Here is a 16,007-nt window from a genome sequence, read left to right as displayed (position 1 = left end):
CCTCAACAGAGCACTACCACGTTGTCAACACTTATCAACGGTTCCAAACACGAAAAGTCACGGTGGCCCGGACTCGTTGACATCCGACCCGAGCCTGCGTCAGTATCCGAACATGTTCAAACATTTTCGTTCATCCGGTGGGGAGGTCCCATGCTGGCCGCGCAGCGCCAGGCGCTGATCCTCGAACAGATCAGGCGGACCGGCGGGGTGCGCGTCACCGAACTCGTCGAGAGCCTGGACGTGTCGGACATGACCGTCCGGCGCGACCTGGACGCGCTGGCCGGGCGCGGCGCCATCCGCAAGGTGCACGGGGGCGCCGTCGCCGCGGACGGCGCGCGCACCGAGGAGCCCGGGTTCGAGGCCAAGTCGACCCGCCAGGAGAACGAGAAGCACGCCATCGCCCGGGCCGTGGCCGACCTGGTCGAACCGCGCAGCGCCGTGGGCCTGTCGGCGGGGACCACCACCGCCACGGTCGCCCGCTACCTCACCGGCGTCCCGGGGCTGACCGTCGTCACCAACTCCCTGCGCGTGGCAGAGGTGTTCTACCGGTCCGCGCGCCCGGACCAGACCGTCGCGCTCACCGGGGGCTTCCGCACGCCCTCGGACGCCCTGGTCGGCCCGGTCGCGCTCACCGCCGTGCGCGGCCTCAACCTGGACGTGCTCGTCCTGGGCGTGCACGGCATGCAGGTCCGCGCGGGCTTCACCACGCCCAACCTCATGGAGGCCGAGACCGACCAGGCCCTCGTCGACGCCTCCGCCGCGCTCGTGGTCGCCGCCGACCACACCAAGTGGGGCACCGTCGGCATGAGCACGATCGCGCCGCTGGACCGCTGCGACGTGCTCGTCACCGACTCCGGGATCGACGAGGACGCCCGGACCACCCTGTCCGAACACGTCGGACGGCTCGTCGTCGCCGACGCCGTCCACCGGGAAGAGACTTGAGACGGACCGCCGAACGGCTCGCTGACGGTCGCGAGATCATCTACTTCGACGAGGGCGACGCCGTGCGGCGTCCGACCCCCGACCCCCGCGACCTCCCCCCGACCGCCACGGGGTCGGAGATGCGCTTCGACCCGCTGCTGCGCGAGTGGGTGGTCATCGCCTCGCACCGCCAGGGCCGCACCCACCTGCCGCCCACGAACGACTGCCCCCTGTGCCCGTCCGTCGACGGACGGCGGACCGAGGTCCCCGCGCCCGCCTACGACGTGGTCGCCTTCGAGAACCGCTTCCCCTCCCTGGTGCCGGACGACGGCCGCGCGCTCGAACCGGTCGGCGAACTGGAGCCGTCCCGCCGCGTGGGCGAGGGCCGCTGCGAGGTCCTGGTCTTCGGGTCCGACCACGACGCGTCCTTCGTCGACCTGTCCCCCCGCCGGGTGCGCACGATCATGGCCGCGTGGGTGGACCGCACGCGCGCCCTGTCCGCGCTGCCGGGGGTGGAGCAGGTGTTCTGCTTCGAGAACCGCGGTCCGGAGATCGGGGTGACCCTGCACCACCCGCACGGGCAGATCTACGCCTTCCCGTTCGTCACGCCCCGGACGGAGCGCACGCTCGACTCCGCCGAGGAGTACCGGCGCCGCACCGGCGGCGACCTGTTCGCCGACGTCCTACGCGCCGAACAGGAGGCGAAGGTCCGGGTGGTCGCCCAGAGCGAGCACTGGACCGCGTTCGTGCCGGCGGCCGCGCGCTGGCCGGTGGAGGTGCACCTGTACCCGCACAGGCGGGTGCCGGACCTGCCCGCGCTGACCGGGGCCGAGCGCGACGACTTCGCGGAGCTGTACCTGGACGTGCTGCGCCGGATGGACGCCCTCTACGACGCGCCGCTCCCCTACATCGCCGCCTGGCACCAGGCCCCGGTCCGGGAGCGCCGCGACTCGGCCGCCCTGCGCCTGGAGGTGTTCTCGGTGCGCCGCGCGCCCGGCAAGCTCAAGTACCTGGCGGGGACGGAGTCGGGCATGGGCGTGTTCATCAACGACGTCACCCCGGAGGCCGCCGCGCGGCGGCTCAGAGAGGCGGGACAGTGACCGGGACGACCGGAGTGACGGCTGCGCCGTCCGCGCGGGCGTGCGCCGACGCCTTCCGCGACGCCTACGGCCGCGAGCCGGAGGGCGTGTGGATCGCGCCCGGGCGGATCAACCTCATCGGCGAGCACACCGACTACAACGACGGGTTCGTGCTGCCGATCGCCCTGCCGCACGCGCTGGCGGCGGCGGGCGCCCGGCGCACGGACGGGATCGTGCGGCTGCGCTCCCGGCAGTCGGACGAGGAGTTCTCGGCGCGTGTGGACGACCTCGTGCCGGAGTCCGTCCCGGGGTGGGCCGCCTACCCCGCGGGCGCGCTGTGGGCCCTGGTCGGGACGGGTGTGCGGATCGACGGCCTGGACCTGTTGGTGGACAGCACGATCCCGAGCGGGACGGGGCTGTCGTCGTCGGCGGCGCTGACCTGCGCCACCGTCCTGGCCGCCGCGCACACGCACGGCACCGAGCCCGCGCCCGCCCGGGTGGCCGCGCTGGCGCAGCGGGCGGAGAACGGGTTCGTGGGCATGCCGTGCGGGATCATGGACCAGTCGGCGTCGATGCTGGCCACGACGGGGCACGCCCTGTTCATGGACACCCGGTCGCTGGAGACCGAGCAGGTGCCCTTCGACCTCGCCGCCCACGGGCTCGCCCTGCTCGTGGTGGACACGCGGGCGCCGCACCGGCACGTGGACGGCGCCTACGCCGAGCGGCGGCGCTCGTGCGAGGAGGCCGCGCGGGTGCTGGGCGTCCCGGCTCTGCGCGACGTCACGGCCGAGGGGTTGCGGGCGGCCCTGGACGCGCTGCCCGACGACGTGTCCCGGCGCCGGGTGCGCCACGTGGTCACCGAGAACGACCGGGTGCTGGAGACCGTCGACCTGCTGCGCGCGGGGGATCCGCGCGGGGTCGGCACCCTGTTCACCGCGTCGCACGCCTCGATGCGCGACGACTACGAGATCACCGTCCCGGAGGTCGACACCGCCGTGGACGCGCTGCTGGCGGCGGGGGCGTACGGTGCCCGGATGACCGGGGGCGGGTTCGGCGGCTGCGTGATCGCGCTGGTGGCGGCCGGGGCGCGGGAGTCGTGCCTGGCGGCGGTGCGCGCCGCCTACCGGGACCAGGGATTCGCCGAGCCCACGGGGTTCACGGCGGTTCCCGCGGAGGGCGCCCGCCGGGTCCGGTGACCCGTCCCGGACCGCCTTCGGCGGCGCCGTGGCCGTCAGCCGAGTTCGGCCGCCACCGGCCGGTGGTCGCTGCCGGTGGCGGGCCTGGACGACTGGTTGGGAGCGTTCCCATGGACAATGGCACCGCACGTTGACGACGAGGGGAGACGGGCCATGGGCCTGAGGTTCGGACTACTGGGTACCGGCTACTGGGCGGCGGAGACGCAGGGTGCGGCGCTGGCCGCCCACCCCCGCGCCGAACTCGCCGGAGTGTGGGGACGCGATCCCGCGAAGGCCGCCGCGCTCGCCGAGCGCTACGGGACCCGCGCCTACGACGACGCGGAAGCGCTCATCGCCGACGTCGACGCGGTCGCCATCGCTCTGCCGCCGCACATCCAGGGGAACCTGGCGCTGCGCGCGGCGCGGGCCGGTCGGCACCTGCTGCTGGACAAGCCCGTGGCGCTCTCGGCCCGGGTCGCCGACGAGATCGCCGCCGAGTGCGCGGAGCGCGGGCTCGCCTCGATGGTCTTCTTCACCAACCGGTTCTCCGACAGTGTGGACGGCTTCGTCCGCGAGGCGGTCGAGTCGGGCGGCTGGGACGGCGCCCGGGTGACGATGTTCGCGTCGATCTTCCAGCCCGACAACCCCTTCGGCGCCTCGCGCTGGCGGCGGGAGAAGGGCGGGCTGTGGGACATCGGCCCGCACGCGCTGTCGGTGGTGCTGCCCGTGCTCGGCGCGGTCGAGGAGGTGACGGCGGTGGTCGGCCCGCGCGACACCGCGCACGTGCTGACCCGGCACCAGGGCGGCCCGGTGGGCTCCTTCGCACTGACGCTGGACGCCCCGCCGGACGCGCGGACCTTCGAGGTCGCCCTGCACGGCGAGCGCGGCTGGGTGACCGCCCCGGACGGGGACCGCACGGCGGTGACGGCGTTCGGCAACGCCGTCGACCGCCTGCTGGCCCAGGTGGAGGGCACGGTCGGGGACCCGTGCGACGTCGCCTTCGGCCGGGACGTCGTGCGGATCCTGGCGGCGGCCGAGGAGTCGGTGCGCACCGGGCGGACGGTGCGCCTGCCCTGAGCCGTGCTCGGCCGCCCGCCCCGGCCCGCCGCGCGGATCCGGCGGGCCGGGGCGGGGAACGGAAGCGGGCGGTCAGGCGGTTCCGCTGGCGTTCTTCGCGTACATGCCGTCGGCGAGGTAGATGATGCCCGCCGCGACGAGGACCTGTACGAGGAGCACGAACAGGAAGGCGTCCCAGAGCAGCCCGGCGAGCCAGCCGCCCAGGACGGCCGCGACGATTCCGAGCAGCAGGGTGAGCCAGATCGGCAGGTGCTGCTTGCCGGGGATGACGAGTCGGCCGAGCGCGCCGACGACGAGGCCGACGATGAGCGCGCTGATGATTCCGGTGATCTCCACAGGTTCCTCCCCTGGTAGACGCCTCTGCGTCGTTCCCTGTCCGGACGCACGGGACACGGCGCCCGCCCTCTCCGCAGAGAGCCTTTGCGATGAATTGGCACGTTCGCGCCGTCCCGGGCCCGATCCACCGTCCCCGGGCCCGATCCACCGTCCGCGGGCCCGATCCACCGTCCCCGGGCCCGTTCTGCCGTCCGCAGAAGCGTGGCCGTCCCACTCCCCCGGGCCGGGGCGCCCGGCGTAGGCTCGGAGCCGGACCAGTGACCACGCGCCGGGAGGCCACCGATGACCGACAGCGTCCCGCGTTCCCTGGACGAAGCCAGGCAGGGCGGCGCGCCCGCCGAGGAGCGCCAGGACCCGCTCATGCGCGACCTCATCGGCGACCTGCTGCGCCGCACCCGCAACGAGCAGGGGCGCACGCTGCGCGAGGTGGCGGAGGACGCCCAGGTGTCACTGCCGTACCTGTCGGAGATCGAGCGCGGCCGCAAGGAGGCCTCCTCGGAGGTCCTCGCCGCGGTCTACCGGTCGCTCGGGCTCAGCCTGAGCGACGTCCTCGCCGAGCTCTACCGGCGCACCGCCCTGATCGGCCTGTCCAGGACCGGCACCGGCGCTGGCGACTTCCGGCGCGCGGGCGCGCACGTTCCCGCACCCGTCCGCCACCGGCCCCAGGTCATGTCCCTGGCGGCCTGACCGGCAGCCGTCCGGCCGGGCCGGGCGGCGTGCCCCGCGCACACCGCCCGGCCCGCACGCCCCTCAGGCGGCTCCGGCGAGGGCGCCGGGCTCCCGGACGGTGACGATCCCGTCCACCAGTCCGTAGTCCTTGGCCTGCTGCGCGGTGAGGATCATGTCCCGGTCGGTGTCGGCCCGCAGCCGCTCCTGGGTCTGGCCGGTGTGCCGGGACAGGATCTCCTCCACCTGCGACCGGATCCGCAGGACCTCCGACGCCTCGATCTCCAGGTCGGCGGCGTGCCCCTGGGTCTGCGCGGAGGGCTGGTGCAGCAGCACGCGGGCGTGCTCCAGCGCCATCCGCTTGCCGGGCGTGCCCGCGGCGAGCAGCACGGCCGCCGCTGAGGCGGCCTGGCCCATGCACACCGTGGCGACGTCGGCGCGCACGAACCGCATGGTGTCGTAGATGGCGGTGAGGGCGGTGTTCGAGCCGCCGGGCGAGTTGATGTACAGCTGGATGTCGGTCTCGGCGCTGTCGTAGTCCAGGTGCAGCATCTGCGCCATGACCACGTTGGCGACGTCGTCGTCGATGGGGGTGCCCAGGAAGATGATGCGCTCCGACAGCAACCGGCTGAACACGTCGAACGACCGCTCGCCGTGGGGTGTGCGCTCGACCACCATCGGCACGGTGTAGCTGCTCATCGGTCCCCTCCCGTCGCGTGCGAGGCGAACCCGGGGTTGGGTCCGCCCAGGCGCAGTCCGCTGCCCTCCAGCTGCGACGCCGACGCCACCACGTGGTCGACGAAGCCGTACTCCTTGGCCTGCTCGGCCGTGAACCAGGCGTCGCGGTGCTGGTCGGCGGTGATGGTCTCCTCCGTCTGCCCGGTGTGCTGGGCGATGAGGCGTACCATCGTCCGCTTCGTGTAGGCCAGGTTCTCCGCCTGGATGGCGATGTCGGCCGCCGTCCCGCCGAGCCCGCCCGATGGCTGGTGCATCATGATCCGCGCGTGCGGCAGGCTGTACCGCTTGCCGGGCGCGCCCGCGCAGGCCAGGAACTGGCCCATGCTCGCCGCGAACCCCATGACCAGGGTCGACACGTCGTTGGGCACGAAGTGCATGGTGTCGTAGACGGCCATCCCCGCGTGCACGGAGCCGCCCGGGCTGTTGACGGCCAGCGTGATGTCGCGGCGCGGGTCCTCATCGGCCAGCAGCAGGATCTGCGCGCACACCCGGTTCGCGCTCTCCTCGTCCACCTGTGTGCCCAGCAGCACGACGCGGCTGCGCAGCAGGCGCGTGGCGAGCAGGTCGTCGAACCCGCCGCCCGATCCCTCCTCCGCGGCCATGATCCCTGCGTGAATGCCCATGGAACTCTCCTCTCCCGGCCCAGGAGGCGGAGCGCTCGTCCGCCCGGCCGGTGGTTCCACACTGCGGGCGCGGGCCGTCCGACTTCCACGGTTTCGGCCCGGGGCAGATCTGCCCACGGCAGACCCCCGTCCGCTAGGGGGAGCACTCGGTCGGGCCGAAGGGCGCGAGCGCGTCGCCGGGGTGGGCCGCGGGGTCGCGCAGCGCCGCGTCGAGGAAGGCCAGCGAGGCGTCCGCGGTGGTGGCCAGCGGCCGGGTCCGACCGGCCGAACCGATGATCGAGGGCACCGGCGGCAGGTACAGGGGCGCGTCGGTGAAGCTCAGGTGCGCGGCCCCCTCGACGGTGAGCGCGCAGCCAGGTCCGGCGCCGGACGCCAGTACCGCGGTCACGGCGTCGGCGTAGCGGGCGTCGTTGGCCGCGTTCCCGGTCCCCGCGCCCGCGACGAGCACCAGGAGCGGTCGGGGCACCGCCAGGGTGTCGGCGCCGTGCGGAAAGCCGTCGATGTCGATGACGGCGGTGAACCGGTGGTCGGCCGCGGCGGCGTGCAGGGCGGCGGCACCGCCGAAGGAGTGGCCCGCGGCGACGACCCGGTCGGGGTCCAGTCGGTCGGCGAACGGCCCGTCGGGGTCGGCGTCCATCTCCAGGAGCCGGGTCAGGGCCAGGCGGATGTCCGCGACTCGGATCGACGTCCACTCCCGCACGAGCCGGTCCTCCTCCGGCCCCTCGGGGACGGTCAGGCGACCGCGCAGGACGGTGCCGTCGTCCAGGACCACGGCCGCGGAGTCGTAGGGGTGGTCCAGCGCCGCCACGACGTAGCCGTGGCTCGCCAGTTCCTGGGCCCACGCGGTGTTCTGGCCGCGGACCCCGCCCAGGCCCGGAGAGAGGACCACGACGGGGAACGGCGCCCCGCTCCGGGCGGGTTCGGCGCCGGCCGCCGCGCGGGTACGGGCCCGGGCGGCGTCCGAGAGCAGGAAGCCGGGCAGACCGAAGCTCTCGGCGATCCCGTCCGTGACGACGCGGGCCTCGTCCGCGGTCCGCCCGAGGTAGGGCGCTCCCGCGGTGCCGGTCCCGGGTTCGGCGGGGTACCAGAGCTGCGCCAGCACGGTCCTGTGGTCGTCGGGGTCCGGCGTCCACGTCTCGTCGCGTGCGCGGTCCGACCACTGCACCGTGGTGGTGCCGACCGCGTATGCGCCAGTCGGCTCGGGGAAGTCCACCGCCGGAAGGGCCCACATCGCCAGCCCTCCGGCGGCGACCAGGCCCAGGGCGACCGTCGTCGCGGTGAACACCAGGACGCGCGCTCCCCGACGTGCCCCCTCCGCCCGCCCGCGCCGCCGGAACCGTCGCCCCACGAGGACGAACGCGACGGCGAGGACCGCGCCCGCGGCGACGGGGATCCACTGCCACCGCGGACCGCCGACCGCTGCGGCCACAGTCGCGGCGGCGAGGAGGACGGGCCCGGCGGCGAGCACGGCCCTCGCGCGGTACCGCTCGGGTACGGGCATCGCGAGTGCCAGGACGGCGGCGGCACCGACGAGGACGGCTTCCGGCCAGGTCATGACGGTCTCCCCTCAGGGGCCGTGCGCCCCTTCGGCTGGTGAGACTACGTAGCCCGTCCCAGGCGGGGCATCGGTCCACGGGACGACCCCGCCGGGCCCGGGCCTCCTCCGTCCGGCCGACCGGCCGCTCAGGCGGCCACGGGGCGGTCGAGCGCCGCGCGCACCCCGTCCCGGACCCCATCGGGGCCCGGCGCCTGGGCGGGCGTGTCCGGTCGGCGACCTCGCCCGGCACCAGGGCCTCACGCCGGTGTCGTCGCGATCGGGGACGCGCCGTCGAGCAGGTCGGCGGCCCGATCCAGGGCCGCGGCCAGCTCGGCGTGCCCGCACCGGTCCGCCAGGCTGGACAGCAGCCGGGCCATCGACGGCTCCAGCGACGTGCGCGTGTAACCTCCCCGGCGGCCCCACACGGTCACCTCCACCAACCCCAGACCCCGCCTGCCCGCCCAACTGTCCGAGCGGGTCAGCCACACACTCACGCCCTCCTCGCCACGGTCGCGCACCAGACGCAGATGTCGCATGCGCTCGGTGTCGATCCCGTGGTCGGCCTCGCACCAGGACGGGCACGGGTCCTCGGGCACCCCGTGGCCCGCACTCATGGCCTGCACCCCTTCCGGTTCAGGTGGTTGCCCCACTCGCCGAGATCGCCGTGCGAGAGGCGCTCCAGCAGGGACTCCCACGCCCACACCACGCGTGCGGGACCCTGCCGCCGACCCCGCGCGACCCTGGTCACGACGCCCCGGCGGGCCCCGTAGACCGGCTCACCACGCAGCGAGGAGCCCAGGTACTCGACGCGCACGTGCTGTCGCCGCGCCCAGGCCCGCAGCGCGGCCATCGACGGCAGTTCGCGGATATCGCAGATCGTGCGCCTCATCAGGCCACCGCCCCCACGCCCGATCCGGCGCCCTCCAGCACCGATCCCCCGTCCGGCCCGGACGCCACCACCGACATCCACGCGCGCACCGCCGACGCCAACGGCGCCAGGTCCCCACCCGGCCCGCAGACGTAGGACCGCACCCGCGAGGAGCGGCGCCGACGCGGTCGTGCGGGTTCGGTCGCGCACTTGGCGTGCCGGGGCCGGTGCGGCACGGGCCGCTCGACCCAGTCACACGAGCAGGCCCGGAAGGCGGCGACCCGCAGTCCCCGACGCCTCTCGCGGTGCCGGTAGTGCTCGCACAGAGCGATGACCGGAGCCAACGGCCGCCGCTCCCACTCCCCGGTATCGGGCGAAGCCGGGCCGGTACCTCCGGGGAACGAGACGACGACCGATTCCGGGGGCTCGGCGGCCCGGTCCCGGGTCGCGAGGGGGTCGGTGGGTTCGGGGGCCCGGGTCAGGTGGAAGGACCGCGCGGCCGCAGCGCGTACGGCCTCCAGGTCCACGGAACGCAGGTAGCGCACAGGGCGCCTCCTTCTTCATCGGATGCGGCTGGGGGAAGACGGCTTGACTAGCTACATAGACATCATGCGATACATACTTTGGTATTCGCAAGATGTGAATCACAAGTGGGTGATATGTCTGGTTTCCCTTTGCTGGCCTATGATCAGGCGAGCCAGGAGGTGACACAGGGTGGCCGATAGCAGGTACAGCCCCAGCGCCAGGCGGAGACGGCTCTCTGCCCTGCTTCGGCGCATGCGCGAAGAGCGCAACCTGAAGATCGAAAGCGTCAACAAGCAGCTCGGATGGGCTTCGGGAAAGCTCAGCCGCATGGAGCGCAACGAGTGGAAGCTGCCCTCGGTTCGCGACATGAAGGATCTCGCGGAGTTGTACGAGCTCTCCGAAGAGATGCATGAAGCCCTGACGTCTCTGGCTCGCGAGTCCCGCGTCCGAGGCTGGTGGGTGGACTACAAAGACGTGCTCCGGGGCGGCTTGGCCGACTTCGAGAGCGGCGCCTCGATGATCCGCACCTTCGAAGCGCTCTTGATCCCCGGCCTGCTCCAGACTCCCGCATACGCAGATGCCATCCTCCGAGGCGGACGCGTCCTCAGCGACGAGAGCATCGCCCGTAAGGTGACCGGCAGGATGCGCCGCCAGGAGATCCTGGCATCACGTGAGCCACCTCAGGTCTGGGCGGTGGTGGACGAAGCCGCCCTTCGCAAGAAGGTCGGAGGCCCAGAGGTCATGGCGACCCAGATACGACACATCATCAAGATGGCCGAGCGACCGAACATCGACGTCCAGGTGCTTCGCGACGATGTCGGATCCCATGCCGCGATGGACGGCAGCTTCATGATTCTCGACTTTCCCGACCCGGCGGACCTTCCCCTTGCCTACATAGAGACCGCGACTGAGGACCTGTACCTGGAACAGCCGGAGGCCATCCAGCATTACGTCAGCGTCTTCGGCCACATCTGCAACGCCGCCGATACTCCCGAAGCCTCGGTCGCTTACCTGGAATCACTCATCTAGCAAGGACGCATCATGCATTCATCGACTCTGCGATTCCGGAAGTCGTCCTACAGCGGTTCCGGCGACAACTGCGTCGAGATCGCTGACGTGGCTGGCGGGGCAGCCGTCCGGGACACGCAGCACAGGGACCTCGGAAACCTCACCTTCGCCGACCCCGGCGAGTGGCGAGCGTTCCTCGCCGCCGCCCGCCGCGACAGCTTCTAGCGGACCAAGGCGAAGGGGCCCCGGTGAACGAACCGGGGCCTCGCACGGTTTCGGGGAGTACATTGACCAGTGTCGTGACGTGATGTGCTCGCTCTCTCACCGACACGGCCGCACGGGGGCGCGTGGACACCTTTCCGACGGGTAGGGGGAACCGCTGTGGACGCACGCACACCGCATGACATCGCCTCCATCGAGGACCCACTGGAGAGAGCCCGAGCCGCTTCCGACGCCGTAGCGGCCCTACAGGACCAGAGCGTGGAACTGTCCCGCATCCGGCGCGCGGCCATCGTGGAGGCCCAGGGGTCGGGCATCCTTCAGGACGACATCGCGCGATACCTCGGCATCACTCCCGGTCGCGTGAGCCAGATGAAGAAGACGGGCGCCGGCGAGCGCAAGGCTCCCGCCGAACCCACCGGTGGCCCTGCCGTCCCTCCCGACCGCTAAGGAGTGATCGTGTACCCATCCACACGACCGGCCTTCCGCAAGTCGAGCTACTCTGCGAACGCGTCCGACTGTGTCGAGGTCGCAGACCTGCCCGGTGGCGCGGCCGTCCGGGACACGCGGCACAGGGACCTCGGGCACCTCACCTTCGCCGACCCCGGCGAGTGGCGGGCGTTCCTCGCCGCCGCCCGCGGCGACGGTCACTAGCCGATCCGCCCCGAACGCTCAGGCCTGGTCCATGGCCTCGCGCAGACCGTGCAGGACCTCCAGGACCGTGGGCCGCAGCGCCGGGTCGATCGCGTCGAAGATCCGGCGCTGTTTCTGCTCCATCTCCACGCGCCGTTCGGCGAGAACCCTCTCACCCTCCTCGGTGAGGGTCACCACAGTGCTGCGCTCGTCGTGCTCGGCCCGACGGCGCGCCATCATCCCCTTGCGTTCGAGCTGCTGGATCATACGGGTAGCGGACGGGGACGAGACCCCGACGACCTTGGCGACGGAGCCCACGGTCGGAGCGCCCAGACCCCGGACGGCCTCCATGAGCAGGGATTGCGTCAACGTGAGCTCATCGGCGGACCGGTGCTGGCCGCTCCGCGTACGGGCGTGGATCGCCGCGTTGATCAGTTCGGTCCAGGCGCGCTGGAACTCCTCGAGTTGGGCGGCGGAGCCGTCCTCGGCGGGCTCGTGGTGGTCGTCGGGCACGAAGCGGTCCTCGCATGGGGAGCGGTCGCCGGGGCCCCGGAGGCCGCGCGGCGGTTTGACGGTTGTATAGCCTAGCTATTAAATAACCAGAGTACGCAAATCATCCATGCCCCGACGCACCGAGACCACACCTGCCCGACGACGCCGGATGCGGGCGGGACGGCCGGTGCCGGGGCGGCGGACGTCCGCCCGTGAGGGCGCGCCCGCGGCAGGCACGCGTCGCCCACGGCGACGCCCCTGCTCGCGCCCGGTGCGCCGTGCCGCGGAGCGGGACCGGACCAGTCCGGGAGGGGCACATTGACGACCGTGCTGATCGCGCATGTCCTCGCCGCGGCGGTCGCCCCCTTACTCGTGCGCCGGTGGGGCCGGAACGCGTTCCTCGCGCTCGCGGTCGTCCCGGGCGCGGCCACGGTCTGGGCCCTGTTCCAGGTCCCCGCGGTCCTGGACGGCGACGCCCCGACCGAGAGTGTGGCGTGGGCACCGGAGTTCTCGCTGCGCCTGGGCCTGCACATGGACGCGCTCGGCCTGGTCATGACGCTGATCGCCGCCGGGGTCGGCGCGGTCATCCTGGTGTACTGCGCCCGCTACTTCGAGGACTCCGAACCCGGGCTCGGCCGCTTCGCCGGCGTGTTCGTCGCCTTCGCCGCGGCCATGCTCGGCCTGGTCCTGGCCGACGACCTCATCCAGCTCTTCGTCTACTGGGAGCTGACCACGGTCTTCTCCTACCTGCTCATCGGGCACAGCACCGAGCTCAAGGAGAGCCGCCGCGCCGCGATGACGGCGCTCACCGTCACCACCCTCGGCGGCCTGACCATGCTCGTCGGCATGATCCTGCTCGGCGAGAGCGCGGGCACCTACGTCATCTCCGAGATCGTGGCCGCACCCCCGGGCGGCACCGTGGTCAACGCCGCGCTCGTGCTGGTGATGATCGGCGCGATGTCCAAGTCCGCGCTGTTCCCCTTCAGCCTGTGGCTGCCCGCCGCGATGCGCGCGCCCACGCCGGTCTCGGGCTACCTGCACGCCGCCGCGATGGTCAAGGCCGGCGTCTACCTCGTGGCCCGGCTGACCCCCGCCTTCCCCGACGCCCTCCTGTGGCAGACCATGGCGCTGTTCTTCGGCACGCTGACGATGGTGCTCGCCGGCTGGAAGGCCCTGCGCCAGTTCGACCTCAAGCTCCTCCTGGCCTACGGCACCATCAGCCAGCTCGGCTTCCTCATCGCCCTGCTGGGCACCGGCACCCGCGCCGCCGCCCTGGCCGGGCTGGCCATGGTCGTGGCCCACTCCCTGTTCAAGGCGCCGCTGTTCCTCCTGGTCGGCGTCATCGACCACGGCACCGGCACGCGGGACCTGCGTGAGCTCTCCGGGCTGCGCACGTCCTCGCCCACGACCTTCTGGATCACCGTCCTGGCCCTGGCGTCGATGGCGGGCCTGCCGCCCACGGCGGGCTTCGCCGCCAAGGAGCTGGCCTTCGGCGCCTACACCGACGGCGGCGCCGCCGACACCGCCGTCCTCGTGGCCATGGTCGCGGGCTCCGTGCTCACCGTCGCCTACAGCCTGCGCTTCCTGTGGGGCGCGTTCGCGGTCAAGGAGGGCGTGCCGGCCACCCCGATGCACGCCCCCGGGCCGCTGTTCCTGGCCGCCCCCGCGCTGCTGGCCCTGCTCGGCCTGCTGGGCGGCCCGCTCTCGTCCGCGGTGGACCCCCTCCTCGCGCTCTACGCCGACTCCGTCCCCCTGGCTCCGGGGGCCTACCCCACCCACCTGGCGCTGTGGCACGGATTCGAGCTCCCGCTGCTGCTGTCCGCGCTGTGCGTGGTCGGCGGCCTCGTCCTCTTCCGCTACCGCCACGGCGTCGTGTGGCTGAGCAACCGGCTCGCCTTCGTCGAACCCGACCGGGTCTACCGCCGGATGCTGGCCGCGCTGGACACCCTCGCGCTCCAGGTGACCGGCCAGACGCAGCGCGGTTCGCTGCCCGTCTACCTCGGCACCATCCTGGTGACGACGGTGGTGGCCGCCGCACTGCCGCTGTTCGCCGGGCGCCTCTGGGACGCCCAGACCCCGCCGGTGCGCCTGTGGGACCACCCCGTCCAGCTGATCCCGGCCGTGGTCATCATCCTCACCTGCCTGTTCACGCTGATCGTGCGGCGCCGCCTGTTCGCGGTGATCCTCGTCGGCATGACCGGCTACGGGTGCGCGGTGCTGTTCTACCTCCAGGGGGCGCCCGACCTCGCGCTCACCCAGTTCCTCGTCGAGACCGTCAGCGTGGTGGTCTTCGTGCTGGTGCTGCGCCGGCTGCCCGCGCACTTCTCCACGCCCGCGCTGAAGGGGCGCCGGCTGTGGAACCTGCTCCTGGGCTCCGCGACCGGCGCGCTGGTGGCGAGCATGACCTACTTCGCGCTCGCCGGGCGCCAGGCGGAGTCCATCTCGGACGGCTACCCCGCCCTCGCACGCGAGGCGGGCGGCGAGAACATCATCTCGGTGCTGCTCGTCGACGTCCGCGCCTGGGACACGATGGGCGAGATCTCCGTGCTGGCCGCGGCCGCGGCCGGTGTGGCCAGCCTGATGTTCGTCCGCCGCCGGGCCCAGCCCCGCCGGACCGCGCCGGGCACCATGGCGGTGTCGGTCGCCACGCCGCCCCGGCCCACCGACGGGCAGGCCTCACTCGACCTCGGCGGCCTCCGGACGGCACCGGAGCGGCTGCACATCCGGCCCCAGTGGAAGGGGGCCTGGCTGCCCGGCGCCGAGGCACTGCCGACCCACCGCCGCTCGGTCATCTTCGAGGCGGTCTCCCGCTTCCTGTTCCCCGTGGTCATGGTGATCTCGGTGTACCTGCTGTTCACCGGCCACACCGCCGTCGGCGGCGGCTTCGCCGGGGGCATCGTCGCCGGACTCGCGTTCATCGTCCGCTACCTCGCGGGCGGGCGCTACGAGCTCTACGCCACCGCGTGGGTCCAGCCCGGCGCGCTGATCGGCACCGGCCTGGCCCTGTCCACCGGCACCGCCCTGGCGGGCGCCGTCTACGGCGGCGACATCCTGGCGGGCGCGGCCCTGGACCTGCACATCCCGCTCCTGGGCCACCTGCACCTCACGTCCTCACTGGTCTTCGACACCGGCGTGTACCTGCTGGTCATCGGCCTGATCCTGGACATCCTGCGCAGCCTGGGCGCCCGCGTCGACGAACAGATCGAGCGCGACGCCGCCCACGCCGACGAGGAGGCCGCCCGGACCGGTGCCCGCCGAAGCGCCGAGGAGGTCGCCTCATGAACGACACACCCAGCCTCGTCCTCGTCCTCGTCACCGGCGTCCTGGTGGCGGTGGGCGTCGTGCTCCTGCTGGAGCGCAGCCTGACGCGGGTCCTGCTCGGCTTCGTCGTCATGAGCAACGGCGTCAACCTGATGATCCTCGCGGCGGGCGGCGCCGCGGGCGGTCCGCCGCTGCTCTGGCTCACGCCCGAGGACCGGATGACCGACCCGCTGCCGCAGGCGATGATCCTCACCGCCATCGTCATCACCCTCGGCATCACCGCGTTCCTGCTCGCGATGGCCTACCGGAGCTGGCAGCTGGAGGGCAACGACGAGGTCCAGGACGACGCGGAGGACCTGCGGATCGTCCGGCACGAGGGCCGCCGGACGGCCCGCCGCAAGGTCGCGGGCATCCGCAGGCAGATGCGCGCGGACATCCGCGCCCAGCGGGCCGAACTCCAGGCCAACGTCGCCGAGTCCGGCGGCCACGCCGTGATCGAGCAGGCACGGCTCAAGGCCGAGATCGCCTCGGCGCGGGCCGAGCTGGCCCGGTACGAGGCCGAGGCCGAGGCCGGGGGCGGTGACGCGCGCTCCGAGGAGACCATGCGCCGGCTCACCGACCACACGGAGAGCATGTCCGCCCAGGTCCAGGAACTGCGCGGCCGGATCCGGCTGGCCCGGCGCCAGCTGCGCGAGCACCGGCGGGCCGACCGCGCCGCCGAGCGCGCGCTCTGGCGGGACCTGCGCCGCCGGATCCGTGCGGAGCGGCGCGAGGCGCGCCAGACCATGCGTGCCGAGCGTGAGCGTCAGGCCCGCGCCGAGGACAGCGACCTGCAAGGGAACGACTGAT

Annotated in this window: 19 protein-coding genes; 11 read left to right on the top strand and 8 right to left on the bottom strand. The window is 73.0% G+C overall.

The genetic code is table 11. The features are described 5' to 3' along the window. Positions 1-150: 150 nt before the first annotated feature. The 4 genes from ADL05_RS11540 to ADL05_RS11525 all read left to right on the top strand — a co-directional run bounded on the left by ADL05_RS11540 (position 151) and on the right by ADL05_RS11525 (position 4,252). Positions 151-942 carry a DeoR/GlpR family DNA-binding transcription regulator gene (locus tag ADL05_RS11540; protein WP_053616908.1) on the top strand — a complete coding sequence of 264 codons (792 nt, stop codon included), beginning with the start codon at positions 151-153 and terminating at the stop codon, positions 940-942. After that, entirely contained in the window at positions 939-2,021 is a 1,083-nt protein-coding gene (gene galT / locus ADL05_RS11535) for a galactose-1-phosphate uridylyltransferase (protein WP_053616907.1), read from the top strand. The genes ADL05_RS11540 and galT overlap by 4 nt, the downstream gene beginning before the upstream one ends. A 14-nt stretch (positions 2,022-2,035) precedes the next feature. After that, positions 2,036-3,196: a galactokinase gene (gene galK / locus ADL05_RS11530; RefSeq protein WP_053616947.1), complete on the top strand. Its 1,161-nt coding sequence runs from the start codon at positions 2,036-2,038 to the stop codon at positions 3,194-3,196. 153 nt (positions 3,197-3,349) lie between these two features. Then, positions 3,350-4,252 carry a Gfo/Idh/MocA family protein gene (locus tag ADL05_RS11525; protein WP_053616906.1) on the top strand — a complete coding sequence of 301 codons (903 nt, stop codon included), beginning with the start codon at positions 3,350-3,352 and terminating at the stop codon, positions 4,250-4,252. 72 nt (positions 4,253-4,324) lie between these two features. Here the strand turns inward: ADL05_RS11525 and ADL05_RS11520 are convergent, their stop codons facing one another. Then, positions 4,325-4,588, bottom strand: coding sequence for a GlsB/YeaQ/YmgE family stress response membrane protein (locus ADL05_RS11520; protein ID WP_053616905.1), 264 nt, complete (start codon positions 4,586-4,588; stop codon positions 4,325-4,327). A gap of 282 nt (positions 4,589-4,870) precedes the next feature. Between ADL05_RS11520 and ADL05_RS11515 the strand changes: the two genes are divergently transcribed. Further along, positions 4,871-5,275, top strand: a complete 405-nt coding sequence (locus ADL05_RS11515) for a helix-turn-helix domain-containing protein (RefSeq protein WP_053616904.1) — start codon at positions 4,871-4,873, stop codon at positions 5,273-5,275. Positions 5,276-5,338: 63 nt separating this feature from the next. On the opposite strand, the gene ADL05_RS11510 is transcribed toward ADL05_RS11515, so the two are convergent. From ADL05_RS11510 to ADL05_RS30500, 6 genes are all read right to left on the bottom strand, one after another. After that, positions 5,339-5,953, bottom strand: a complete 615-nt coding sequence (locus tag ADL05_RS11510) for an ATP-dependent Clp protease proteolytic subunit (RefSeq protein WP_053616903.1) — start codon at positions 5,951-5,953, stop codon at positions 5,339-5,341. Beyond that, positions 5,950-6,615: a ClpP family protease gene (locus ADL05_RS11505; RefSeq protein WP_053616902.1), complete on the bottom strand. Its 666-nt coding sequence runs from the start codon at positions 6,613-6,615 to the stop codon at positions 5,950-5,952. Before ADL05_RS11505 ends, ADL05_RS11510 begins: the two co-directional genes overlap by 4 nt. Positions 6,616-6,748: 133 nt before the next feature. Then, positions 6,749-8,170 (bottom strand): hypothetical protein, encoded by a 1,422-nt coding sequence (locus ADL05_RS11500; protein ID WP_053616901.1) that lies wholly within the window; start codon positions 8,168-8,170, stop codon positions 6,749-6,751. 239 nt (positions 8,171-8,409) lie between these two features. Continuing rightward, positions 8,410-8,766, bottom strand: coding sequence for a hypothetical protein (locus tag ADL05_RS11495; RefSeq protein WP_156365812.1), 357 nt, complete (start codon positions 8,764-8,766; stop codon positions 8,410-8,412). After that, the gene (locus tag ADL05_RS11490; RefSeq protein ID WP_053616899.1) at positions 8,763-9,041 is read right to left on the bottom strand and encodes a hypothetical protein; all 279 of its coding nucleotides are present in this window, start codon (positions 9,039-9,041) and stop codon (positions 8,763-8,765) included. The genes ADL05_RS11495 and ADL05_RS11490 overlap by 4 nt, the downstream gene beginning before the upstream one ends. Next, positions 9,041-9,565 (bottom strand): hypothetical protein, encoded by a 525-nt coding sequence (locus ADL05_RS30500; RefSeq protein WP_053616898.1) that lies wholly within the window; start codon positions 9,563-9,565, stop codon positions 9,041-9,043. Before ADL05_RS30500 ends, ADL05_RS11490 begins: the two co-directional genes overlap by 1 nt. 169 nt (positions 9,566-9,734) lie before the next feature. On the opposite strand from ADL05_RS30500, the gene ADL05_RS11480 reads away from it, so the two are divergent. The 4 genes from ADL05_RS11480 to ADL05_RS11465 all read left to right on the top strand — a co-directional run bounded on the left by ADL05_RS11480 (position 9,735) and on the right by ADL05_RS11465 (position 11,426). Next, positions 9,735-10,574: a helix-turn-helix transcriptional regulator gene (locus ADL05_RS11480; protein WP_255351842.1), complete on the top strand. Its 840-nt coding sequence runs from the start codon at positions 9,735-9,737 to the stop codon at positions 10,572-10,574. A gap of 12 nt (positions 10,575-10,586) precedes the next feature. Beyond that, positions 10,587-10,778 carry a DUF397 domain-containing protein gene (locus ADL05_RS11475; protein WP_053616897.1) on the top strand — a complete coding sequence of 64 codons (192 nt, stop codon included), beginning with the start codon at positions 10,587-10,589 and terminating at the stop codon, positions 10,776-10,778. Positions 10,779-11,033: 255 nt separating this feature from the next. Continuing rightward, positions 11,034-11,222 (top strand): hypothetical protein, encoded by a 189-nt coding sequence (locus ADL05_RS31735; RefSeq protein ID WP_053616896.1) that lies wholly within the window; start codon positions 11,034-11,036, stop codon positions 11,220-11,222. A 9-nt stretch (positions 11,223-11,231) separates the two neighbouring features. After that, on the top strand, positions 11,232-11,426 hold the full coding sequence (locus ADL05_RS11465) for a DUF397 domain-containing protein (RefSeq protein ID WP_053616895.1): 195 nt from the start codon (positions 11,232-11,234) through the stop codon (positions 11,424-11,426). A gap of 18 nt (positions 11,427-11,444) precedes the next feature. Here ADL05_RS11465 and ADL05_RS11460 read toward each other — a convergent pair whose 3' ends face one another. Continuing rightward, positions 11,445-11,918: a MarR family winged helix-turn-helix transcriptional regulator gene (locus ADL05_RS11460; protein WP_053616894.1), complete on the bottom strand. Its 474-nt coding sequence runs from the start codon at positions 11,916-11,918 to the stop codon at positions 11,445-11,447. A gap of 306 nt (positions 11,919-12,224) precedes the next feature. Here ADL05_RS11460 and ADL05_RS11455 point away from each other — a divergent pair, with 306 nt between their 5' ends. Both ADL05_RS11455 and ADL05_RS11450 read left to right on the top strand, forming a co-directional pair. Beyond that, positions 12,225-15,179, top strand: coding sequence for a Na+/H+ antiporter subunit A (locus tag ADL05_RS11455; protein WP_053616945.1), 2,955 nt, complete (start codon positions 12,225-12,227; stop codon positions 15,177-15,179). Further along, positions 15,176-16,006: a Na(+)/H(+) antiporter subunit C gene (locus ADL05_RS11450; RefSeq protein ID WP_053616893.1), complete on the top strand. Its 831-nt coding sequence runs from the start codon at positions 15,176-15,178 to the stop codon at positions 16,004-16,006. Before ADL05_RS11455 ends, ADL05_RS11450 begins: the two co-directional genes overlap by 4 nt. Position 16,007 lies beyond the last annotated feature (1 nt).

Origin of the sequence: Nocardiopsis sp. NRRL B-16309, assembly GCF_001279585.1 — a bacterium.
In the GTDB taxonomy this organism is placed as follows: Bacteria; Actinomycetota; Actinomycetes; order Streptosporangiales; family Streptosporangiaceae; genus Nocardiopsis.
This window is presented reverse-complemented; position numbering and strand designations above follow the sequence as displayed.